Annotated in this window: 19 protein-coding genes and 1 riboswitch; of the genes, 4 read left to right on the top strand and 15 right to left on the bottom strand. The window is 43.3% G+C overall.

Annotation, left to right across the window (positions count from 1 at the left end):
• The first annotated feature begins 108 nt into the window (after nt 1-108).
• On the top strand, nt 109-1,113 hold the full coding sequence (locus tag RHS_RS17795; protein ID WP_047833941.1) for an iron ABC transporter permease: 1,005 nt from the start codon (nt 109-111) through the stop codon (nt 1,111-1,113).
• A 3-nt stretch (nt 1,114-1,116) separates the two neighbouring features.
• Complete coding sequence (locus RHS_RS17800) at nt 1,117-1,914, top strand: ABC transporter ATP-binding protein (protein WP_047833942.1); 798 nt, start codon at nt 1,117-1,119, stop codon at nt 1,912-1,914.
• Here RHS_RS17800 and RHS_RS17805 read toward each other — a convergent pair.
• The 3 genes from RHS_RS17805 to RHS_RS17815 form a co-directional block, all read right to left on the bottom strand.
• Nucleotides 1,911-2,435, bottom strand: a complete 525-nt coding sequence (locus RHS_RS17805; RefSeq protein ID WP_047833943.1) for a ferritin-like domain-containing protein — start codon at nt 2,433-2,435, stop codon at nt 1,911-1,913. The two genes, RHS_RS17800 and RHS_RS17805, sit on opposite strands and share 4 nt — an antisense overlap.
• A gap of 130 nt (nt 2,436-2,565) precedes the next feature.
• Complete coding sequence (locus RHS_RS17810; RefSeq protein WP_044297493.1) at nt 2,566-3,879, bottom strand: hemolysin family protein; 1,314 nt, start codon at nt 3,877-3,879, stop codon at nt 2,566-2,568.
• 97 nt (nt 3,880-3,976) lie between these two features.
• Complete coding sequence (locus tag RHS_RS17815; RefSeq protein WP_047833944.1) at nt 3,977-6,307, bottom strand: extracellular solute-binding protein; 2,331 nt, start codon at nt 6,305-6,307, stop codon at nt 3,977-3,979.
• A 162-nt stretch (nt 6,308-6,469) separates the two neighbouring features.
• Between RHS_RS17815 and RHS_RS17820 the strand changes: the two genes are divergently transcribed.
• Nucleotides 6,470-7,150, top strand: coding sequence for a response regulator transcription factor (locus RHS_RS17820; RefSeq protein ID WP_047833945.1), 681 nt, complete (start codon nt 6,470-6,472; stop codon nt 7,148-7,150).
• Nucleotides 7,143-8,438, top strand: coding sequence for a cell wall metabolism sensor histidine kinase WalK (locus RHS_RS17825; RefSeq protein WP_044297491.1), 1,296 nt, complete (start codon nt 7,143-7,145; stop codon nt 8,436-8,438). The genes RHS_RS17820 and RHS_RS17825 overlap by 8 nt, the downstream gene beginning before the upstream one ends.
• Here RHS_RS17825 and RHS_RS17830 read toward each other — a convergent pair.
• The 12 genes from RHS_RS17830 to RHS_RS17885 form a co-directional block, all read right to left on the bottom strand.
• Nucleotides 8,428-9,036 carry a thiamine phosphate synthase gene (locus tag RHS_RS17830; protein ID WP_044297490.1) on the bottom strand — a complete coding sequence of 203 codons (609 nt, stop codon included), beginning with the start codon at nt 9,034-9,036 and terminating at the stop codon, nt 8,428-8,430. The genes RHS_RS17825 and RHS_RS17830 overlap by 11 nt on opposite strands.
• 88 nt (nt 9,037-9,124) lie before the next feature.
• Nucleotides 9,125-10,255 (bottom strand): 2-iminoacetate synthase ThiH, encoded by a 1,131-nt coding sequence (gene thiH, locus RHS_RS17835; RefSeq protein ID WP_047833958.1) that lies wholly within the window; start codon nt 10,253-10,255, stop codon nt 9,125-9,127.
• 209 nt (nt 10,256-10,464) lie between these two features.
• On the bottom strand, nt 10,465-11,232 hold the full coding sequence (locus tag RHS_RS17840) for a thiazole synthase (RefSeq protein ID WP_027294985.1): 768 nt from the start codon (nt 11,230-11,232) through the stop codon (nt 10,465-10,467).
• Between the two features lie 86 nt (nt 11,233-11,318).
• Nucleotides 11,319-12,140 carry a sulfur carrier protein ThiS adenylyltransferase ThiF gene (gene thiF / locus RHS_RS17845; protein WP_027294986.1) on the bottom strand — a complete coding sequence of 274 codons (822 nt, stop codon included), beginning with the start codon at nt 12,138-12,140 and terminating at the stop codon, nt 11,319-11,321.
• Between the two features lie 3 nt (nt 12,141-12,143).
• Nucleotides 12,144-12,338: a sulfur carrier protein ThiS gene (gene thiS, locus RHS_RS17850; protein WP_201278800.1), complete on the bottom strand. Its 195-nt coding sequence runs from the start codon at nt 12,336-12,338 to the stop codon at nt 12,144-12,146.
• A 101-nt stretch (nt 12,339-12,439) separates the two neighbouring features.
• Nucleotides 12,440-13,753, bottom strand: a complete 1,314-nt coding sequence (gene thiC, locus RHS_RS17855) for a phosphomethylpyrimidine synthase ThiC (protein ID WP_047833947.1) — start codon at nt 13,751-13,753, stop codon at nt 12,440-12,442.
• A 139-nt stretch (nt 13,754-13,892) separates the two neighbouring features.
• Nucleotides 13,893-13,996: riboswitch (TPP riboswitch) on the bottom strand.
• Nucleotides 13,997-14,143: 147 nt separating this feature from the next.
• Complete coding sequence (eis, locus tag RHS_RS17860; protein WP_027294989.1) at nt 14,144-15,361, bottom strand: enhanced intracellular survival protein Eis; 1,218 nt, start codon at nt 15,359-15,361, stop codon at nt 14,144-14,146.
• A 100-nt stretch (nt 15,362-15,461) separates the two neighbouring features.
• Nucleotides 15,462-16,517, bottom strand: coding sequence for an endonuclease/exonuclease/phosphatase family protein (locus RHS_RS17865; RefSeq protein WP_047833959.1), 1,056 nt, complete (start codon nt 16,515-16,517; stop codon nt 15,462-15,464).
• 378 nt (nt 16,518-16,895) lie between these two features.
• Complete coding sequence (locus RHS_RS17870; RefSeq protein WP_027294991.1) at nt 16,896-18,017, bottom strand: uroporphyrinogen decarboxylase family protein; 1,122 nt, start codon at nt 18,015-18,017, stop codon at nt 16,896-16,898.
• A gap of 40 nt (nt 18,018-18,057) precedes the next feature.
• Nucleotides 18,058-19,239 carry a PLP-dependent aspartate aminotransferase family protein gene (locus RHS_RS17875; protein WP_047833948.1) on the bottom strand — a complete coding sequence of 394 codons (1,182 nt, stop codon included), beginning with the start codon at nt 19,237-19,239 and terminating at the stop codon, nt 18,058-18,060.
• Nucleotides 19,236-19,979 (bottom strand): FadR/GntR family transcriptional regulator, encoded by a 744-nt coding sequence (locus tag RHS_RS17880; protein WP_052377877.1) that lies wholly within the window; start codon nt 19,977-19,979, stop codon nt 19,236-19,238. Before RHS_RS17880 ends, RHS_RS17875 begins: the two co-directional genes overlap by 4 nt.
• Before the next feature lie 115 nt (nt 19,980-20,094).
• A complete protein-coding gene (locus tag RHS_RS17885) occupies nt 20,095-22,797 on the bottom strand; it encodes a glycosyl hydrolase (RefSeq protein ID WP_395022858.1) in 2,703 nt (900 codons plus the stop codon).
• Nucleotides 22,798-22,816: the final 19 nt, after the last annotated feature.

A 22,816-nucleotide genomic window follows, 5' to 3' on the forward strand; every position in this document is an offset into this window, starting at 1 on the left:
ATTGCAGCCAGAATGGTTCAACCGCCAMTACGAAACCCCTATTGGACTTTTTACTGCTCTGATTGGAGTTCCTGTATTTCTCCTGATGATTAGAAAGGAGAGCCGGTGATGAAGAGAAGATTTCATATTGTATTGTTCGTTACTGCTATTTTCCTGCTTGCTGCCATGCTTATTTCTCTCATATGGGGAACTTATTCTATTTCGGTAAAAGATGTATTTAACACTCTTTTCGGACAGGGCAGTAAATTGCAAAACACCACTATATTCCAGCTCCGTCTCCCAAGAATCTTTATAGCCCTATTTGTCGGAATCGCACTTTCTACAGCAGGCTGTGTTCTGCAAAGTGTGACCCGTAATCCTTTAGCGGAACCTGGTATGATTGGTATTAATGCAGGTGCAGCCCTTGCCGTTGTACTTTTTATTTCCATAAAAAGTACTGCGTATTATTCCGCTTTGTCTGCCGCTACCGTATTTATGATACCTGTTTTCGCTTTGGCTGGCTCCCTGCTTTCCTCTCTGCTGATTTATTCTCTGGCATATAAAAAGGGGATTTCGCCGAATCGGCTGATCTTAACGGGAATTGGTGTAAATGCAGGAATTAATGCTTTTATTACCTTATATCAGCTTAATATGTCCAAAGGTGACTATAATCAGGCACTGACCTGGATCAGCGGAAGTCTTTGGGGGAGCAGTTGGATTTATTTTATATTTCTTGCCCCCGCGGTTCTGCTCCTTACTATAATTGTCCTTTATAAGAGCCGCACCCTTGATGTCTATGCTCTTGGAGACGAAACCGCCAGTGGATTAGGGGTCTCTGTACAACGGGAAAGCAGAATTTTATTACTTCTGGCTGTTGCACTTTCAGCACTTGCAACCTCAGTTGCAGGTAATATTGCTTTTCTTGGATTACTCGGTCCTCATATTGCCAAGAAGCTGGTAGGCGCCGCTCATAAAAGGCAAATTATTACCGGTGCCATGATCAGCGCTGCATTAATTATCGCTGCCGACAGCATCTCCCGAAATCTTTTCTCACCTTTAGAGGTTCCGGTTGGCATTACACTTTCCATTGTAGGCGTACCATACTTTATATACTTAATGTTAAAGGAGAAATAGACTATGAACCAAGAATGTATACAGACGAAAGATCTGCAGATTGGATATGAAGATGAGATTGTTATAAATAAATTAAATTTGAAAATTCCCAAGGGGAAAGTTACAATGGTGATCGGCTCTAACGGATGTGGAAAATCAACATTGTTAAAAGCCGTATCCCGCATTATTCCCAGCCGCCATGGCGAGATATTATTACATGGCAAGTCGCTGCGCAGACAGGCTTCCAAATCCATTGCCCGCAAAATGGCTGTTCTGCCTCAAAGTCCTAGCGTACCCACCGGGCTTATGGTGAAGGAACTTGTGGCATATGGCCGTTTTCCTTACCAGGGCCCGATGAGCGGACTGAATGAACATGACCTTCAGATGATCGATTGGGCAATGCATTCCACCGGAGTGTACGAATTGAAAGAAAAGATGGTGGAATCCCTGTCCGGCGGCCAGCGTCAAAGGGCATGGATTGCCATGGCACTGGCACAGGAAACAGAGATATTAGTATTGGACGAGCCCACCACCTATCTTGATATGTCCCACCAGATTGAAATATTAAAACTTCTCAAAAAACTGAACCGTGAAAACAACCGTACGATTATTATGGTAATTCATGAACTGAACCATGCTTCTAAGTTTGCAGACCATTTGATTGGGATGAAAAAGGGCAATGTTATATTCGAAGGAAAACCGGTTGATGTCATTACCAAAGAAAACTTAGTTCAGCTTTACGGAATTAATGCCCGGCTGGAGCAAAGCAGAACGGGCGACTATCCTATCTGCGTTGACTATGATACACTGGAACATGTTTAAACACTTCTTTTATCCGACTCCAGAAACTCTCGGAAGATCTGTACATGAAGTATTTCGTCCAGTGCCAGGCGATTCAAAACAGCGCTGACACAAGGATCTTTGATCTCTTTTGCAGTCTGTTGGTAGAATGCGGCAGCTCCTTCTTCAGAAGCTATATTTGCTGCCAGTATATGATGGACCTCCTGGCAATAGTCAATGGCATCAGCATTCCAGCATTCACATGCATTGTTGGCAAGCTTAGGATCTCCCCCCAGCATAGTGATCAATTCTCCGATCGTATAGAGATGGAACATTTCCACTTTGGAAATAGCCATCAATGTCTTCCCCAAATCGGAAAACCGGTCTGACAGAATCCAGTGCTGGTATAAATAGGTGGTAATAGCGGTCATTTCACTTTCCTGTGCCCTTATTGCCGGATAAAGCATCTCCGCATAATATGGATTTTTCCTGCTTACTTTAATCGGCGGATAAGGATCCGGATTGGCAACGGGCCTGGTACTCCCGGAATTATTCTGCATCATGGCTATGTACCTCTGTTTTCTTCATTTATTATCTATCATATGTCTCCTAACCTGAAAAATGACATGCATTCTATTCAATTAAAAAAGACTGTGCAGTTACCTGCAGCAGCCTTTTCGACTTTTTATGCCCTTAAAGCATAATCTTTATTTTTTTAATTGCCTTCTGCTCCATCTGATCCACCCGCAGAACCACGCCATCCGCTTTTAATTCCGGATGAGTTCCATCTTTCGGGATAAATCCAAGATGTTCTACCATATACCCGGACATCGTATCATAATTTTCTGTTTCCAGTTTCAGGTGCAATTTATCATTTAAATCATCTACCAGCATTTGTCCATCTACTACATATGTTTTCTCATCAACCTGAACAAATTCAGGCTCTTCTTCCTCATATCCATTATTGATCTCGCCCATTACTTCTTCAACCAGATCTTCTACTGTAACGATACCTGAGAATCCGCCGTATTCATCAATTAAGATCGCCATATGATTTTTCTTCGTCTGCAGGTCACGGAATAATTCATCCGTATTCTTAGACTCCGGTACGAAATATGGCTCCTGCATTATCTCTTCTACCTTTACACCGGTAAAAGTGCTTTCCTTGGCTGCCAATATGAAATCCTTCATATGCAGAACACCGATAATATTGTCAATATCTTCTTTATAGACCGGTATTTTGGAATGTCTGCTGGATAACAGCTCATCCACATAGTCTTCCAGCGGCTCGTCTATATCAATTGCATAAACTGCTTTTCTGGGAACCATAACATCCTTTGCTATTTTATCATCAAAAGAAAAAATCGATGTTATCATTTCCTTTTCAATTTCATTAAACACACCTTGTTCACTGCCTGATTCTAATAAGGCCTTGATTTCCTCCTCCGACACACGCTCTTCTATATTCTCTGTTTTCATACCAGCTAATCGTAATATGAAATTCGTAGACAGAGACAAAAGCTTAATAAACGGCGCCATTACCTTTGATACAATGTAGATCGGTTTTACTGTCCATAAACTAAAGGCTTCCGCTTTCTGCAAAGCTATTCTTTTCGGTACCAGTTCCCCCAATACAAGGGTTACAAAAGAAAGTAAAATAGTAACAATAACAAGTGCGATGGTTTCGCTGAATGGGACGTTGAACTTGCTCATCCATCCTCCCAGAATCTTCGAAATACCGGATGCTGCTGATGCACTGGAGAAGAAGTTTGCAAAAGTAATCACTACCTGAATCGTAGATAAGAACTTTGTGGAATCCTCCATCAGTCTGAGTATCAAAACTGCTTTCTTGTTACCGTTCTCAGCAAGACGTTTGATCTTGTTCTTATTGACAGATACCACTGCCATCTCAGCTCCTGCAAAGAACGCATTTACAAATGTTAAAAACACCAAAAATAATAGTTGCAGTGCAATCTGTGTCGCACCAGGGTCAGGGTCTAAATCCATGATATAATTCCTCCTAAAAAATTTTAGTCCGATTATATCATAGGATATTCACCCTGCACAACTATATAATAGAAAATTAATAGATTTAATAAAAATTTTATCTTTCACTAATATACAGATTTACTTTTTGCAGAATGGTATTTACTGCATCCTCTACGGAAACATTATCCTTTACGCATCGTTTCACCTGCTCAAATACGGTTTCTTTAATTACATTATCAGACAGCGGTCCTTTATCCAGAGACTCTACAAAACCTTTAAAGGTATTAATTTCTTCATCGGTAGGCCACTCAATATCCAGGGAGACCATTTCCCCCGTCTGGCTACTTCCACTGCTTAAGCTTCCTAACCCTTTTGCCGGTTTGTCGTTAATCACTGTATCAAATGCAGCTTTATTTACCGGGAATCCCCCTCCCTGATTGACAATCTGAGATTCTTTGGACAAAAGGAAAGATGCAAATTTCCCAGCCTGCTCCGGCGCTGTACTTTTACTGCTGATTCCGATAACCGTCCCCGGTACATATACATTCTTTGACTGCCCATTCAGCAATCCATAAGTTTCTCCATTTATCTGCTTGATTGAGGAAACCACCATAGCCAAATCGTTCATAGACATAATATTTCCAATGCTGATTCCCATACTGTCATCCATTCTGCCCATACTTCCCATAGAAACACTTAAGAAAGAACTTGCCGTTGAATTTTTAATGTCTTCTTCCACATAGGTATCGACCTGATCCTGACTGTGGTCCTCCAGATCATAGAGACGCTTGAATTGTGTAACAAACTCTGTCAGTGCATCCTTATCCAGGGTTCCGTCCTCTTTTTCCCATGCAGGTGAGCTTACATTATATAACGGTTCCAATGCCAGGTCTACCATGGACATCTGAGAGAGTACTCTCATATAGCTCTTTTCATTCTTCATTTTTTCAGCCTGATCTGCAAGGGATTTCAGATCTACTGCCGCATCAACCGTCTCTTTAGTGGACTGAATCGCCGGTATCTGGAATCTGCTTGGAACAGCATAGATTTTTCCATCACTTTCATAGGTATTCTTAATGTTTTCAATAAATCCCTCTTCAGAGGAAATCGGTTCCAACACACTGCCAAGGTCTGTCAATATTCCTTTTTCTATATACGACTGAATTGGCATTCCGTCCAGAAGAAGCAGATCCGGTCCTTTCCCCGCCAGGATATTTGTATTTAATGTACGGAGTGCATCGGATGTATTTACTGCATCATCCCCCGACAATCCAACTTCCAGCGTCACACAGGTATCCGGATACTTCTTTTGGAAGAGGGCTATTGCCTGGCGGATTTCAGGATTATCCCGTAGTGTATAGGCCTTTATCTCATTACTTGGTACGGCTGGTGTATCCTTTGAGTACACATAACGCAATAATTTATATTCGCTTCCATCCATGCAGGCAACCAGGAAAGAATCATCATCCATGGATGCCATGGACACCAGTCCCGTGCTGGGGCTTCCAAGGGAATTCAACTCTCCATTCATAATCTGTTCTGCTATGCTTCCCCCAATGGTATGGCTATAGAAACCATTGGAATTGCAGTAGTATACCGACTCTCCTTCTTTCCCTTTTTGGAACAACACCGACTTTGTACTGGAACTGCCCTCCAACTGTCCCGGGGAGTCTTTTCCCACTATCTGCTCATCCAGAACTTTATCCTTATCCATCAGTTTACCAGTTGTGATATCATAAAGCTGCACCTCATCCGTAGTTACTACAAGAAGTACGTTTCCTGCAGTTCCAATGGTTATGGGAGAGGTACCCTTTGCGAACTCTTGTGCCACAGTTCCTTTTTCTGTATCTATTAAAAATACGCCCTTGCTTCCCATTGCCAGCAGTTTACCGTCTTCCGTAAAGCTTACATCGGACAGGTTTGCCTGGGCATTTGCTTCTGCTCCGCCAAATAATTGGTCAAATACTTTTACATTTCCATCTTTGTCGGCATACAAGGGCTGGAAACTGCCATCTTCCGAATATTTTACAGCTCCAATCGCACCATCCGGTGACAAAGCCATATGATATAAATAAGCCACATCATCGTTCAGAATATCTGCCGGGAAATCCGACACTTTTTCCCAGGTCTTTCCCACATCTTTGGAACTCCATATCTCCCTGCTGCCTGCTTCATTGCTAATCGCCATATTCACACTTCCGTCTGTCTGCCTGCATATATCCAGTATCATAGCTGTTCCCTCAGGCAATGCCGCATCTTCTTCCAGATAGCGTCCCATCACACCTGCTTCTGTACCAGTTGAAGTATTGGTTCCGGATGCTGCCTCACTACTTCCCCCCTGTGTATCCGATACACTATCGGTACCACTCTGGCATCCTGCCAGCGGTATAGCCGCCAGACCCGCCGCCATTGTCAGACATATTCCCTTTTTTAAAAAACCTCTCATTGTTATTCCTCCTCATAATGATATTAATTTGTTTTGATGGAGCCAGAATAGCATACTTTTCTCTAGCTACTCTCTAAAAATTAAAACTTAATGATTCTTAAGTTATTTTCTGCTTTATTTTAATACAATTCATATTATAATAGGATCAGGAGGCGAAATGTTATGAGAATATTAATAATTGAAGATGATTTAATTTTATGTGATTCAATAAAATACCAGTTAGAACACGAGGGCATCTCTGTGGATGTCTGCCACGACGGGGAGTCCGGACTTCGCTATATACGTGAAAATGTCCATGATCTTATTCTGCTGGACCGTATGCTCCCTTTAATGGACGGTACTGCCGTTCTGAAGAAAGTGCGTTCGGAGCAAATATCCACACCTCTGATTCTGGTGACTGCACTGGGTGATTTACATGACCGTGTGCAGGGGCTGGATCTTGGAGCCGATGATTATATTGTAAAACCCTTTGCATTTGAAGAGTTAATGGCAAGAATTCGCTGCATCAGCAGAAGGCCTGCAGGCTGGAATGAAAACAAACCCCTTACCTATGGAGATATCTCTTATGATGCGTCACAGAAAAAACTCTCACGGGGAGAACTGACCTGTGCCCTGTCACGTCGGGAGGGTGACCTGCTGGAGGCTTTTTTAAATAATTCGGGTAAAATTCTTCCCCGTATGACCCTGTTAACCCGCGTCTGGGGACCGGATGCCTCTGTGGAGGAAGGGAATCTGGATAATTATATCCATCTCCTGCGAAGGCGTCTTACCAGTGTCAGCAGCACACTTACCCTGAAAACGATCCGTGGGATCGGATATAGCCTGGAGGATACAAATGTTTAGAAAATTACACCGTCAAATGACACTTTTCTGTACTATGGTGACCGGACTCATCCTGGTCGCCATGTCCTGCATCTGTCTGACCATAGCTGAATCCGGCATCAGAGATATCAGTTATTCCTCTTTTATAAATAACATAAATTCACTCTACTCTTATCTTGAGAACCAATCAGTCATTACTCATACCTGGATTACTCAGATGGAATACAATTACCATATACAGCTGGATATAAAAGACACCGGAAACAATCTGGTATTCGACTCCCTGAATCCATCTCCCGCTGCCGAAAAGCTAACTGCCCAGGCAAACGAAACTGCTTTGCAGACCTTCGGACTGGATATTGACAATTTTGGAAAAAACAGTGTGCTGTCCAAACATGAAGAATTTAAAATGACAGGAGAGGATGGAGAACTTTATTATGCCTCGGTAGCTCTGATTCCCAAAGACAGCGGTTATCTTAGTATAACTGCCATCTCTCCTTTTACCTCCCAGAAATCTCAGATCTTTCGCCAACGTATGCTTATTGTACTCGTTGATCTGTGCGCTATTATACTTCTCGGTATTTTTTCCTGGCTCTTTACACGCCATATGATTCGCCCATTAAAAGAAAACCGGGAAAAGCAGGTACAATTCGTCGCTTCTGCATCCCACGAGCTCCGCTCTCCCCTCACGGTTATTACAAGCAGTCTGTCCGCACTGAAAATTGCAGGCAAAGAGGATGCCATACGATTTATCCACGCAATGGAATCAGAAGCGGCCCGTATGGCAAGGCTGATCAATGACATGCTTACCCTTGCAAATGCAGATGCCAGAAACTGGACCATTCAGCGGGAGCCCACGGAACTTGACACACTGGTTTTAGAAACTTATGAAAAATTCGAGCCCCAGGCTTTGGATAAGAATATGGATTTTGCCTTTCATATTCCAGAGCAGTCGATTCCCCCGCTTCTCTGTGATCCGGGACGGATTGGTCAGATTCTGTCCATCCTGCTGGACAATGCTTTCTCCTATACTCCTGAAGGCGGAAAAGTGAGTATTTCCCTTACATTTGGTTCCGGCAAGTTCCAGATTGCTGTGACCGACAGCGGTCCCGGCATCGCGGATGAGAATAAAAAAGCGGTGTTTGACCGGTTTTACCGGGTAGATGCATCCCATAAAGATAAGGAGCACTTTGGACTTGGTCTCTGTATTGCAAAGGAAATAATAAAACTGCATAAAGGAAGGATCTGGATTGAGGATGCCCCAGGAGGCGGGACAAGCATTATGATACTGCTGCCTGTTACCTCATAAAACCTGACATCATGCATCCGCCCTTTGCTCCGGCGCGGATTACCTCCTGTATATTGTCCGGTGATATCCCCCCAATGGCATAAACCGGAATACTTACTTTTTGGCAAACTTCTTCTAGAAATGCAAGCCCCCGCCCGGGAATTCCTTTTTTACAGTCCGTCTGAAAAATGTGCCCTGCGATCAAATATCCGGCACCCAGAAGCTGTGCTTCTTCTGCTTCTGGGGCACTGTGAACCGACACCCCCACCGCCTGAAACTCTCCCAGTACAGTACTGTGTAAATTACAGGTGCTGCCTGCTCCGGTATTCACTCTTTGCTGTACTGTATTTCCTGTATATTTCCTGAGCATCTCCATAGAGATCTGCACTTCCGGATTCTGCAGTTTTTGAGCGGTTTCTATAAACTGATTGATTACCAGCGGTTTCCCATACTCCTGACAGATCTCTTTGCATTTTTCTGCCAGTGCTTCATAATCATCGGAAGAAAGATCTTTCTCCCGTAATACAATTTTCTCTATCTCCTGCCTATCCGCCAGTTCCCTTATCTTCGTTAAGAAATTTCCTGTACAAAGTTTTCTGTTGGTTATACACAAATACATCTTCTGCCTCCCGGGTTTTCCACAATTGAGATTATATATACTACACGCCCCCTGCATAAAACCTGTAAACATGCATTTTGTCCCTGTATTACACTCTGATATAATCCACATAGACAGGCTGCAGTCCCTGGGCAATAATTGCCCGCTTCACGTCTTCTACATTTCTGGGGTCTGATATTTCGAACTGTTCATCGCCTTTTGCCTCTTCTCCATGCCCTCCAACGCTTACCTTTACCCCCGCTGATATCTTAGTGGCGCACATACCAATGACATGATCCCGGAAGCCTTCCCTTTCCCGGGTAGAAATGGTTATCCCTGCAAATGGCATGAACAGGCGATATGCCAGCATGACCTGAAGCAGCTGGGTTTCGTGAACATCTTTGGGATTGATCTTGTCATTATTAATAATTGGACGAAGCCTTGGCGGAGAAAAAGCAATCTCCGCATGGGGATATTTCTGCTGAACCAGATAGGCATGCATTCCGGTTGCAAACGCATCCTTACGAAAATCATCCAAGCCTAAAAGGGCGCCAAAGGCGACGGAACGCATTCCTCCTTTCAGGGCTCTTTCCTGGGCATGAAAGCGATATGGATAAATACGCTTGGGACCACTTAAATGGAGTCGTTCATACCTTATGGGATTGTAGGTCTCCTGATAGACACAGACGTAATCTGCACCGCAGGTATGCAGATATTGGTACTCGTCCGTATTCAAAGGATAAATTTCAACCCCCACTAAGGCAAAATACCTTGCTGCTATCCTGACTGCCTCTCCAATATAGTTTACATCAGATGCCTTTCTGGATTCTCCTGTTAATAGTAAAATATCCTGTAATCCGGTGGATGCGATATTCTTTAATTCCTCTTCTATTTCTTCCATGGAAAGTTTTCCCCGTAGAATTCGGTTTTTACAATTATAACCACAGTAAATGCAGTTATTTTCACAATAATTTGCAATATACAATGGAGTAAAAAGTGAAACTGCATTTCCAAAATGCTTTCCCGTCTCTGCCTTTCCTTTTCTCGCCATCTCTTCTAAAAAGGGTTCTGCCGCCGGGGAAAGAAGCGCCGCAAAATCTTCGGGAAGCAGGCTTTCCTTTGCCAGCGCCAGTTTTACATCTTTGGCGGTGTAAGCTTCATAATCATATATATTGACCTTTTCCAGAACCTTATCCATAATATCGGATTGTAAATCTTCCATTCCCGGCTGATATTCCATATGGTTTGTCTCTTCCGTGATAAACCTGCCGGATCTAATACCGGAGACCCCTGCTTTGGGATACTCCGGTTTCTTCTCATTTTCTGTACTCAAACACACTCTAGTTTCCTTTCTTTCATTCGAAATCTTAAGTTGCAAGCTGCCAGAGCATTCATTTTAATTAAAGCAATTTTCAAATGCTCTCTGATTCAATCATATTCATACGTGCTCTAATCCTGTAAAAATCCGGTCAATGGACTGGATGCTTCCGCCATCTGTTCCAATACCCGGCCTGGTCCTGCCAGATATGCCATTCTTCCTGATATTACCGCCAGCTTGAATGCTGCTGCCATCTGTGCCACATCTCCTGCCGTTGCAATTGCGGTATTTGCCATAATGGCGTCTACCCCCATTTCCATTGCCTCACATGCCTGGGAAGGCCTTCCGATTCCGGCGTCAACGATGATCGGCAGGTCAATTTCTTCCACCAGCATTTTGATAAATTCCCTGGTACACAGACCCTTGTTGCTTCCAATTGGAGCTCCCAGAGGCATAATGGCTGCTGCTCCTGCATTTACCATATCTCTGGCTGCATTTAAATCCGGGTACATATAGGGCATTACAATAAATCCTTCCTTTGCCAGTACTTCTGTTGCTTTGATTGTCTCATAATTATCCGGAAGCAGATATTTGGAGTCGTGCACAACCTCAATTTTTACAAAGTCACCGCAGCCGATTTCCCTTGCCAGACGTGCAATGCGGACCGCCTCTTCCGCCGTTCTGGCACCGGATGTATTTGGCAGTAAGGTAATGCCTTCCGGCATATAGTCCAGGATGTTTTCTTCCCCGCCTACATTGGCACGGCGAAGTGCCAGTGTAGCCATTTCCACTCCTCCATTTTTAATAACTGCATTGGTCATCTCTAATGAAAATTTGCCTGATCCCAGGATAAACCTGGATTCAAAGGCATGACCGCCTATGATTAATTTATCTTCCATTTCTGTATCCTTTTCCTTTCGAAACATTTATGATGAACCTGTATTCCTGCGTTTGCCGCAGATATTCTATTGATGCAGACCGCGCACTATACGTCCGTGATTCCAAGTATCAGACGCAGAACCATATTGGCCTGATGTCCGGCACACACCTGGACTCTGGGTGCCATCAGCCCTCTTCCTTCCTTTGCTTCATTTTCCATATCCCCGCACACATAGAGCCTTGACATCTTACGCACGGTCTTTATTTCATTGGCACTGTCATATCCGGCCATCCCGGATGCGGAAACGATTGTGGATTCCGGGAGTTCCATCAGTACCGCATTTACCAGAGCCGCCTTGGCTTCCGGCCTGTCAAATGCTTCACATATAATGGGATATTCCTCAAATATACCCGCCGCATTTTGTGAGGTTACCCTTCTGTCTATTGTCTCTACCTGGATAAAAGGATTGATCTGGGCAATCTGTTCTTTTAATGCCTCTGTTTTCTTCTTACCCAGATGGGAAACCAGATAGTTCTGGCGGTTTAAGTTACTCGGTTCTACTACATCAAAATCTACCAGCAAAAGCTTCCCTACGCCTGTCCTTGCAAGCATCACCGCAATGTGAGATCCCAGGCCGCCCAGTCCCGCTACTGCGACACAGGCATTGTTCACTTTTTCCCAGACCCCGGGGGTGTGCCTGGATGCCATCATGGCCTCCAGCTCCTCTTGCCCCGGCAGCACCCCTCTATGTATAAAAAACACCTCATCCATCTCTTTTAATGTTCTTGTCCCACTGATGAATTCTTCTATGGGAACAGAAAAACCATTTAAGATTACGATATCCTCTTCTTTGCCGTACTGTCCTTTTAATTCCGCCAGGGTATTGCACTGAATTTTGGTGATCTTTCCATTTAATTTTATCTGCATTGCTCAACCTCCGCCTACGAAACTGACGATTTCCAGGCAGTCCGCATCGTTTAAAACAATGCCTGCAAATTTCCCTTTTGGTACGATTACTCCATTTAATTCTACAGCGATTCTGGAAAGATTATAATTTTTTTCTATCAGAAATTCTTCCAGCGTTATTGTTTTTACTAGTTCTGCTGTCTGTCCATTTATTTTCATGATTTATATCCCGTCCTGTTTCTTTATTCCCACAGCAGCGCGGCAAGCGGACCTGCCTATATGTAAATTGGGAGACTGCCGTGAGGGTCTAATATAAATTTTTACTTTTCCGTACAGAATTCTACCTTTTTGCCTTCCAGGATCATATTTGTAGTTCGGACTGCACACATTTTTCCGCACATGGAACAGGTATGGCGGTCCGCCGGAGGTGTGCTTTCAAAATACTCTTTTGCCTTCTTTCCATCAATTGCGATGTCAAACATTTCATCCCAGTCCATCTTATGCCTTGCTTCTGCCATACGGTTATCAATATCTCTGGCTCCTTTGATTCCTTTGGCGATATCTGCTGCATGGGCTGCGATCTTGCTGGCTACAATGCCTTCTCTTACATCACTCACATCCGGCAGGCGCAGGTGTTCCGCCGGAGTAACATAACATAAGAAGTCCGCTCCGTTTGCAGCCGCTATTGCGCCTCCGATTGCGGATGTAATATGATCATACCCCGGTGCAATATCCGTTACCAGAGGGCCCAGAACATAGAATGGGGCATTATGGCAGATTCTCTTTTCCATTTTCATATTTGCAGCAATCTCATCCATTGCCATATGTCCCGGCCCCTCTACTAATACCTGCACATCCTTTTCCCATGCCCATTTAGTCAGGTTGCCGATTTCTATTAACTCCGCAATCTGTCCCGCATCGGAACTGTCTGCAATGCATCCCGGACGCAGAGCATCTCCGATACTGATTGTCACATTATGTTCCCGCAGTATATCCAGCACTTCATCATAGTATTCAAAGAATGGATTTTCGTTTCCCGTCATTTCCATCCAGGCGAACAACAGGGAACCTCCTCTGGAAACAATATTCATTTTCCGTCCTGCCCTGCGGAAGCTCTCCACCGCTCTGCGGTTTAATCCGGCATGGATAGTAACAAAATCAACGCCTTCTCTTGCATGTGCTTCTACCACTCTTAAAAAATCCTTTGCCGTGATCTCTAACAAATCTTTCTCTAAATAACCAATGGCATCATACATCGGTACCGACCCAATCATTGCCGGAGACATCTCAATTAATTTTTCCCGGAAGTCATGTGTTTTTCCATAATTACTCAGGTCCATGATTGCTTCTGCTCCAAAATCAATTGCCATCTGCACCTTTTTCAATTCCCGGTCATAATCCTTACTGTCCCCTGAAATTCCCAGATTTACATTTATCTTAGTGCGAAGTCCGCTTCCGATTCCCTCCGGAGAGAGAGAGGTGTGATGTACATTAGCCGGAATTACTGCCTGTCCGGATGCCACCAGTTCCATTAATTTGGGAACCTCCATTTCTTCTTTTGCCGCTACAATCTCCAACTGCGGTGTTACAATTCCTTTCTTTGCTGCTTCCATCTGCGTGTAATATGCGCGCATTTGCTGTTCCTCCTTATGTGTTTGTATTAACGAATAGCAAATGCCTGGTTTATTGCATGAAAAAAGACAGGTAATTGCTTACCTGCCAGTTCACTCTGTTTTTCATAAAAAAATGTTCACTAAAAAGTGAACATCCAACTATTACTCATCGAATGCTCCCTACCACAGTGTTAACTGTCAGGTTCAAAGGGTTAGATATATACATATCAATCTCAACTATTATTAGTTCCCCTGCATAGCTATTCAGTTAGTGTTATTATAGGCGTGTGGGATTTAAATGTCAATAGGGGGGGTGAATCTTTTCGTCCTGTGAAATTAAAATAAAGGCCGAAATCCACCTAGTGTAATTTCAGCCCTTATTTTATAAGCACAGAACGGGATATCACTAATTTAGAAATAATCGGAAAAATATGGTTTTCCCACCGGTATTAGCCGTTCTAATATCTGTACCATATAATATTCCATATCAAGCCTGTCATTTTCATACAGATACGAAGGCCTTTTGTATCCCATTAACATTGTGGTCAGAGTTTGTATATCTAACTCTACGATATTCGTAAGCGGCAGATCATTTTCCTGATCACAATATGTCTTCTGATCCTTCCAGTAAATCTGAAAATCTCCTTCATTCCAGGGCGCCATATTATCATGAACAATTAAATGAATATGAAAGTCTTCCGGCATTACCTGAAATGGATACTGCAGAATGAATTCCCGGACATCTACAATCCTTGCCATAATATAAGGTGCAATGGTCTCGGTGATTTCACTGTCTTCCAGAAGAAAAGCAAGGGGTTCCCCGGTATAATTATATCCTTTTACTTCAGTAATCATTGAAAAATGAGAACTGATATAATTCCAGATTCCATGTCTTGCTTCTATATTCAGATAGAGAATTTCTTTGACGTTAAATACTTCATTTTCAATAGAATATACAATATACCCCAGCGGTTTATGCTCTTCACTGTAATAGATTGCCGCAATGACATCATCGGATTCCCAGCGCCAGTATTCTTCCCATGCCAGATCGTCCCTGATTAAAGCTCCGTGTCTTTGGACTGCAAAGTACCGGTAAACGTTCTTTAAGTCTTCATGATCCCATTCTACTCTTTCTACCATACCGGGAACGGGTTGCTTCTTGGGCAGCTGTGTATCCTTAATGCTGAACTTAATCTGATCTGATACAATTTCCCATCCCTTTTTCCTGTAAAAAGGAATAGAGTATGGATACAAAAATGAAACAGACTGCTTTTCTTCCCTCATATGCTCCAGAATTTTCAGCATCAGGGTATGAATCAATCCTCTGCCGGCATATTCAGGATAGGTAGCAACCCCTGTAATCCCTCCCATCTTATAGATCTCTCCATAGACATTCACTTCCATGGGGTATACTACTATCTGGGATGCCAGTTTATCTTTATGAAAATAGCCCAGTATATAGGACTGCTTTAATATTGGTGCTTTTGCACGCTGGATTTCATCTTCTTCCCAGCCTGACTTTAGTAACTCATCTCCTGTAACCTGAAATACATAGCGAAGCAGCGCATTAAACTCCTCCAGATCGCTGTCCTTTAACTGCCGCATTTGAAACATATCTTCGTTTTTCATCTTTCCTCCAAGAAATTGTCAAAACTTATCTTATATATATATAGCGTGTCTTTATATCTTTTTTATTCTAACACAGGGAAATGTAATTGTCCAATCTACGTTAGAACTTCAGATTCACCGTCATTCTCACCGGCTGATGATCTGTATTCTCAAAACCTACGTCAACTACATCCGCCGTTTCTACCATTATATTTTCAGAAACAATGAATCCATCCAGAACATATACCTGGGAAGTATCATACGAACCGGTATACGGTGCATCCAGCAGACGGCAGGTAGGTGCTGAATCATCAATAACAAAGCGGAAACCTTCCGGAAGGCTGTCTTCATCCATTTTGGGCGGTACCCATCCATCTTTATTCCAGATTGGATACTTGGCTACCGAAGAAAAGGTCTGATTAAAATCACCTCCGGCAATCACATAATTTCCCTTTTGATACTCTTCTTCCAAAACCTGTGCCAGCAGCGCACCCTGCGCCTTCTTCCCTGCCCCATCGTCATAAGCCTCCAGATGGAGATTTACAAGTACAAGCTCTTTGTCTGAGTCCTCGAAAGGTATCCTGGTCGTCAACAGACACCTCTTTAAATTACATGTTTTCACCGGCCAGGAAAAAGACTCCGGCAGTGCTATACGACTGGCTTCTGCTGCCCCCAGCTGCGTATATGTTGCGACGCCCGATTCCACATGTCCGATGAACGGCAGCGGATAAGGAACAAAGTCACATTTAAAATTATAGGCAAACATATTTCCCATCCCAAGTTCTTCTCTGTAAAATGCTGTCTGATCCTGGTAGTAGGAACGTTTTGAATAAATGTCCACTTCCTGAAGAAAATAGACATCCGCCGCATTCTCTTTTAATGTCTGGGAAATTGCCTCCATATTTGCCAGTACCTCTTCTTTTTTATCCGGCATCACCTTCGTACCACCGTCCATAAAGAAATCCTGGGTTTTATCTAAACCGGCATATCCGGTATTCCATGTCAGGAATGTTAGTTTATCGGATACCGAAAGCTTCCTGCTTCCCTTGGGAACTTCTACTTTTTCATTCTTCTTTGGTCTGTATTCCCTTACAGTAAGGTAAATTACACCGGCTGCTCCTATCAGAAATACCACCGCCATTACACCAATAATCACTTTTAAAATCATTTTTGCCATTTTCACACCGATAACGCATCCCGTTCTTACCTGGGATACGGCCACAAATCATACAGGTTGAAGAAATCACAGCGTGGCTTCCTTTCCATTCATATTTTTCTGCAACCCTGACATCCTACTGCCTGCATTTCACTTCAATCCATACAGTATCCGATACTTGCTTTTTCTTCTATTCTATCATATGCAGAAAGAGAAAGCGAGATTTCCTTAAATATCAGACAGCACGTTTAAACGGGCAGCCATTTTCCCACAAAAATAACAGTACCCGTACAGCTCGCGCAATTAAAAGTTAATTACGCAATACTGTACGGGTACTGCCACTTTTCCTTTACTTGTCCAGCGGTAAGCAGTTCCAGAATTGCTGCTGCACAAATTCCTTTAAATGATCCTGCGAATCTGTTCGCAGTAATACTGTACATTTTCAAATATGGCATCCGGGGCAATCCGATGATCCGGGCAGGGAATGTATCCCCCCAGTTCTATCAGCGGCTTCAGTCTCTCTATCTCTGCATCTATGGCTTTATAATCTCTGGCAAATATGGTTTTATTCATACCTCCAACACCGCGAATCTGTTTTCCATATTTTGCTCTCCATGGCTCTATGGACGCATTCCACGTGCCTACTTCAATGGGAAACATAGTATTGACGCCATTTTCCAGCCAGGTAGGTATCAGGGAATCAATCAAACCGTCACAATCCACTGAAACTATGGTTACGCCATATTGTTTTAACAGCTCTGTTGTCTTTTTATAATGAGGACCTACGTACTCATCAAACACACCGGGTATCACCAGCGGACCATTTTTAAAACAGATATCTTCCCAGTAATGGGCATAATCAAACTTTGCTCCGGATTCCAGCGCCGCTTTGACCCACTTGTAAGACAGCCCTGCCATGGTATCGATTATTTCTGCATACAGCTCTTCGTCATCCATATATAAGTAGCTTAACTGCTCTACCCCCAGCAGATCCCTCATCCTGCCAAGCAGCGAACCGCAGTGTATTGCAACGGGAACCTCACGCCCGGAGGTATCCTGCAGTGATTTCAACAGGCTTTCATCCATACGTTCCTTAGACCATTGCAGACGGGGAAGATAATGTTCTTCCCATGCCTGACGGTCGGTCATTGAGGTTCCAATCTCTGCTGGTATGGAAACTGTCCCCGGTTTTTCCAGTACAATCAGCCCCAGCTCATCCCGGATGATCCTGGAGCCATCCGGCCTTTCTTCCATTACCTCCACTTCAAATCTTGGATAGATGTCCACCTGGCATCCTACGCAGGAGTTCCAGTTAAAATCAAACCCAAGTTTTTTCATCACACTTTTATCAGCCTCAGAATTGTCCCCAAACTTCCGGTAACCTTCTGCTTCTTCTCTGGTAATATGTCCCTCCGCTGCCCATTTGTCCAGCGTTTCCACCCAGTACCCAAAGGACACTACCGGCATATTTTCATAAGGCTTGTAATTTAGAATCGCCATAATATTTTCTCTGTAATTCATTTCCGCCACCCCATTTCTTCTTTTTCATCCTGATAAAAATTCAATTTAAGACACGCTCCAATGCATTTTCTAAGTCTTCCATCAGATTATCCACGCCTTCTAAACCGCAATGGATACGTATCAGCCCCCGGTCATGATCTGACAGATTCAAAAATTTTATTTCCTCTTCCGTTGCCGTATACAGCGGACAGAGGGCAAGACTTTCAAATCCTCCCCAGGAGCAGCCTTTTCCAAATAGTTTTAATTTGTTAATTACTTTTACCGCTTCATCGGGGGAATCCTTCAGCACAAAACTTAGTAATCCTGTGTGTCCTTTCTGCTGCTCTTCGATTAACTCCCGCTGGGGATGGGACGGCAGACCGGTATAATAGACGCGTTCCACTCTTTCATGCTTCTCCAGATATTCTGCAATTATCTGTGCCGTCCTGCCATGTTCTGCCACTCTGAGTGCCATAGTCCGAAGTCCCCGGATTGCAAGCCAGGCTTCCATGGGTCCCATATTAGCTCCAAAAAGCTCACGGACGGTGAACTGGATTTCAATCATGAGTTCTTCATCTGCAGATGTGAGAATACCACCCATAATGTCGCTGTGTCCACCGATATATTTGGTAAGGGTATGCATAACCAGATCAATCCCCAGATCCAGCGGTTTCTGATAAAGCGGCGTGCAGTATGTATTGTCAATATACGTTTTCACCCCATGCTTTTTTGCAATTGCTGCTACGCCTGCGATATCAACCACAGTAAAGACAAAGGTAGCCGGACTTTCTATCATAATCAGATCTGTTTCCGGCAGGATTGCCTTATCCAGTTCATCCAGGCTCTCTCCTGCCCAATAAGTAACAGACATATTCAGCTTAGGAATCATATACCGGTTTAAAATATTCTTTACAGGCCCGTATACATCCCGCATACAGATTATATGGCTTCCTGCTTTACAGGTTGCCAGAATCGCTGCTGATGTTGCCGCCATCCCGCTTCCAAAAGCAGCCGCCCGGCATCCATGCTCTAATGCAGCCACCTTTTCTTCCAGAATATGCACGGTAGGGTTCGAAACTCTTCCGTATTTAAATTCTCCTTTCTTAGAAGCATCACATCCGGCATATTCCTCAAACGTGGGAAATACATGCAGGGAATTCATAAAAACAGGCGGGATTACTGCATTTAAATATTTATCGTATTCATCGCCTAAATGGGTCATGCTTAACAGGTCATCCATCATAATGTCTCCTTCTGGTCCGCCGGATTCACCATGCTGTACAGCTGTATATCCAGCTCAATAATTTTCCGATAGATTTTAATTACTTCTTTTACATTTCTTGCTCTCATCATCCGGACCATATCCAGATGGTAAGGGATGGTATCTAAAATAGTCTGATTTGTTTCATTGACCACACCCTCACACAGATGGAAATAAACATCGTTATATTCACCAAATACATGGATCATATTTTCCACCAGATTGATCATTTCCTTATTACCGTAAGACTCTAATAAAATTTTGTGGAACAGGTTGTCCAGTTCCTGCGGGAAGATTCCGTTATCACACATAGTTATCATCTGTTTTGCAATGTGTTCCAATTGCGATAATACCTCTTCTGATATCACCGGGGTGATCTTTTTCAGCATATACTCTTCCAGAACGGTCTTAATCTCAAACTGTTCGAAAAAATTCCTTTTCTGGATTTTAAACATCATGGATTTGTCAGAGACTTCACCAATCACAAAGGAGCCTCTGCCTGCTTCCACACTTAACAGTCCCTGATTTTCTAACTCACGTATTGCTTCCCGCACCGATGACCGGCTTACCCCCCACATCACGGCTAATTCCCGCTCACTTGGAAGTTTTTCCCCTATCCCTATTTTATTTTCCGTAATGTATTCACATATGCTGTCCGCAATTCTTGAATATAACAATCTTGTCGAACCTAATTGTGCAATATTCGTCTTTAATTTAGCCACACTACATACTCCTTTACTAATCTTATTATGACAATTATAACTGTATTTTACTTAGATTCATTATATAAGAACTGCCAACGCTATTCAACCAAAACCACCTGCCAGTTGCAGGTATTTACCAATATATCCCTACCTTCCCCCATATTCCGGAAGGAAGTGGCTCTGCTATCATTTCACGTTCTCTCCAGTTATAGACCCGCTCCCTGCGGCAGCGGTTTAATGCCGCGGTAGAATAGGGCCATTCACTTATAACAGGTTCAGGATAATCCGTTTCCGGGTATTTGGGATCTATCGCCCTGTTTATCAAAAGGTTCGAAACTCTGACCTCCAGAGTATTGCTACCCTCTTTCAGGTATTTTAAAATATTCATTTTATAGGGACGTTTAATAAATGTTCCTGCTTCCTGTCCGTTTACAAAAATGCCTGCCGTTTCACCGATATGCTCAAACTGCAGCTCTGCCATGCCCGTTTCCTGCATCCGGTTCCATTTTTCTTTTTCTATAGAAACCTCTTTACAGTATATTCCTTCTCCGGAATAATAACGGAGGCTTTCTTCATTTGCCCAGCTCTCCAATTCATCGTAGTGCTTTGTAAAACAGCCGCTATCTGCGGAAAACTTCCAATCTTCGGACAGATCCAGGGAGAATTCCTTTTTATGTTCTTTCTGAACCGGAGTTTCATCTTCCATTTCAACCGAAAATACAAAGATTAGCGACTGGAAAGCTTCAAATTCAAGTTCCACTATGGTATCCGCCCCATCTTTCTGTTTGCTGCGAATACCTTTTTCCTGTCCAGCCAAAGGATCAAAAACATAAAAGTTATTTTTCTGGTCGGAAAATCTTATCTTTTCCTGTTTGTTCCCGGCGCTGATATTGGACAGAAAATAAATATCCGTGTCTCCGTCTTCCTGATGTACATAACCGATTTCTTCCTTATTATAATATACCTTTACATCGGGGACTAAATTACGGGTCAGTTCCGTTATCAAATCATCATCATTTTTCTCCGTAATAATTAACTGTCCAGCCTCTTGCATCTCTTCCATTATATGTTGGATTTTTCCGGTGTTTTCCTGATAAGATAGTAATCCGCAGGAGCGGGCGGGAGCAGGCCCTTTACAGATGATTTTTTTTCCGCTGTCTGCAAATTCCTGCAGCTTATAAACTGTCTGCAGGGGCATCCGCTCACATTCCAGGAGCACGAGGATTTCGTAATTATAATCCATCCAGCGCTCCACGGCATCATCGTTTACATAGTCGAACCAAAATCCTTCCTTATGAATGCGGTCTGCAGTCCTGGTGGTTATCCGCTCTTCTAATTTCATACACATATGAATATCCGACAGTGGATTCTCCGCCCAGATATCAGACTGTGGAAGATAAACTGCCAGCTTTACTTTCGTCTTTCCACGGCGCAGGAAATCACATACCCGGTTGAAATAGACACTTAAGGGTTTGTAATATTTCCACCAGGTATTTGTATGGTTGATCTGGGATGAAGCGTAAAATGGCCATCCCAGTTCATTTTCATTTTCAGGACTGTAGGAGTATCCATGATTCACAATCTGATTCATGCCGTCTAAAAAAATGCTGTCTGCAGCAGCTTTGATATTTTCAAGGGTAACCACAAATCTGGGAAACCGAAGCCAGGTAAAGGACTCGTTAGAGATAATTTTTTTACCATAGACATGTCCTGCAGAAGATGCCAGTTTTCTGTGAACCGTATTGACTTCATACCGGTCAAAGGCGGAAAAGGTTTCCCCTTCGGGTATATCGGCGGCACCATACGCCTGAAGAATATCCCCCCAGGATCCATGAGCCTGTATTCTGGAAAGGGCTCCTTTTTCATGGCACCATTTCGTCATCTCCCGGAAAAAATTCTCTACCGTTAATTCTGCCATGGTCTTCTGGAAATCATAGCGAACCAGGTCCGTCATTCCCTGCACCTCTCCCCAGAGAGCATAAACCAGCGGACGCAATTCGTAACCTCTTCTTTTTCGGAATTCATCATAGATAATATCTGTCCAGTTGTGTCCGAATACTTCTATGGAATCACAGAAAAAGGACTGAATCTTCCCCTTTCCTACAGCATTCACAATCGGGTCGCCCCCATGTTCAAAGAATAATCTGGCGGAATCCTTCCGGTTGTGGTCTATAATCAGTCCATCGCCTCCCGGAAGGGGCTTTAATACGGTCTGACGTTTATCGCTGGATACCATTACCACAATCTTATAATTTCCTTCCGGGACGGTTACTTTTTCCAGCTGCTTTCCCCAGGGCCATTCAAACAGAGGCTTATCCATGATTTTATCGGTAATATCGACAATTGATTCCGGTACCATCTGACTGTCTTCCATACGCCCCATAATACAGGCTGCAGCCTCGCCATACAGTCTCGTAGTGAAGTCGTATGTTAATTCACAGGGTCCTTTCACATCTATGGTATAGGGTATCACCGTAGGCCCGCTTAACTCAACGGGAACAAAAGGTCCTCCGAACGGCCAGGATGAGCCTAAGGTGAGGTCAAATTTCATATTTCGTTTATTCGCCTCTTCACAGGCAAATTTAATCAATTCAAGAAATTCAGGAGATAAATAGGTACAATTTTTTAACCCGTTATCTTTATCATCTGCTGTAACCGGATAGAGTATCTGAAGTTCCACTCCGCCCATCCGGGCATCCTTCATAAAATCCAATTCCCGTATCAATTCGTCCTTTTTTACTGCACAACCGTACCACCACCATCTGGTATAACCTCTTGTATCTTCTCTGGGATGCAGTATCTGATGTTCCACTTGCGCTCTTTTTTTTAACCCCATAATTTTCTCCCTTAAGTTC

The organism is Robinsoniella sp. RHS (genome assembly GCF_001029355.1).
Taxonomy (GTDB): domain Bacteria; phylum Bacillota; class Clostridia; order Lachnospirales; family Lachnospiraceae; genus Robinsoniella; species Robinsoniella peoriensis.

What these genes read in the sequence shown, in the direction of transcription:
- RHS_RS17875 (WP_047833948.1), bottom strand. Translation starts at nt 19,239, where the DNA reads ATGATGGATGACCTGTTAAGCATGACCCATTTAGGCGATGAATACGAT.
- RHS_RS17795 (WP_047833941.1), top strand. Translation starts at nt 109, where the DNA reads ATGAAGAGAAGATTTCATATTGTATTGTTCGTTACTGCTATTTTCCTG.
- RHS_RS17805 (WP_047833943.1), bottom strand. Translation starts at nt 2,435, where the DNA reads ATGATGCAGAATAATTCCGGGAGTACCAGGCCCGTTGCCAATCCGGAT.
- RHS_RS17830 (WP_044297490.1), bottom strand. Translation starts at nt 9,036, where the DNA reads ATGTATTTGTGTATAACCAACAGAAAACTTTGTACAGGAAATTTCTTA.
- RHS_RS17820 (WP_047833945.1), top strand. Translation starts at nt 6,470, where the DNA reads ATGAGAATATTAATAATTGAAGATGATTTAATTTTATGTGATTCAATA.
- RHS_RS17810 (WP_044297493.1), bottom strand. Translation starts at nt 3,879, where the DNA reads ATGGATTTAGACCCTGACCCTGGTGCGACACAGATTGCACTGCAACTA.
- thiC (WP_047833947.1), bottom strand. Translation starts at nt 13,753, where the DNA reads ATGCGCGCATATTACACGCAGATGGAAGCAGCAAAGAAAGGAATTGTA.
- RHS_RS17825 (WP_044297491.1), top strand. Translation starts at nt 7,143, where the DNA reads ATGTTTAGAAAATTACACCGTCAAATGACACTTTTCTGTACTATGGTG.
- thiS (WP_201278800.1), bottom strand. Translation starts at nt 12,338, where the DNA reads ATGAAAATAAATGGACAGACAGCAGAACTAGTAAAAACAATAACGCTG.
- RHS_RS17840 (WP_027294985.1), bottom strand. Translation starts at nt 11,232, where the DNA reads ATGGAAGATAAATTAATCATAGGCGGTCATGCCTTTGAATCCAGGTTT.
- thiF (WP_027294986.1), bottom strand. Translation starts at nt 12,140, where the DNA reads ATGCAGATAAAATTAAATGGAAAGATCACCAAAATTCAGTGCAATACC.
- RHS_RS17800 (WP_047833942.1), top strand. Translation starts at nt 1,117, where the DNA reads ATGAACCAAGAATGTATACAGACGAAAGATCTGCAGATTGGATATGAA.
- RHS_RS17815 (WP_047833944.1), bottom strand. Translation starts at nt 6,307, where the DNA reads ATGAGAGGTTTTTTAAAAAAGGGAATATGTCTGACAATGGCGGCGGGT.
- RHS_RS17865 (WP_047833959.1), bottom strand. Translation starts at nt 16,517, where the DNA reads ATGGCAAAAATGATTTTAAAAGTGATTATTGGTGTAATGGCGGTGGTA.
- thiH (WP_047833958.1), bottom strand. Translation starts at nt 10,255, where the DNA reads ATGGAATATCAGCCGGGAATGGAAGATTTACAATCCGATATTATGGAT.
- RHS_RS17870 (WP_027294991.1), bottom strand. Translation starts at nt 18,017, where the DNA reads ATGAATTACAGAGAAAATATTATGGCGATTCTAAATTACAAGCCTTAT.
- RHS_RS17885 (WP_395022858.1), bottom strand. Translation starts at nt 22,797, where the DNA reads ATGGGGTTAAAAAAAAGAGCGCAAGTGGAACATCAGATACTGCATCCC.
- eis (WP_027294989.1), bottom strand. Translation starts at nt 15,361, where the DNA reads ATGAAAAACGAAGATATGTTTCAAATGCGGCAGTTAAAGGACAGCGAT.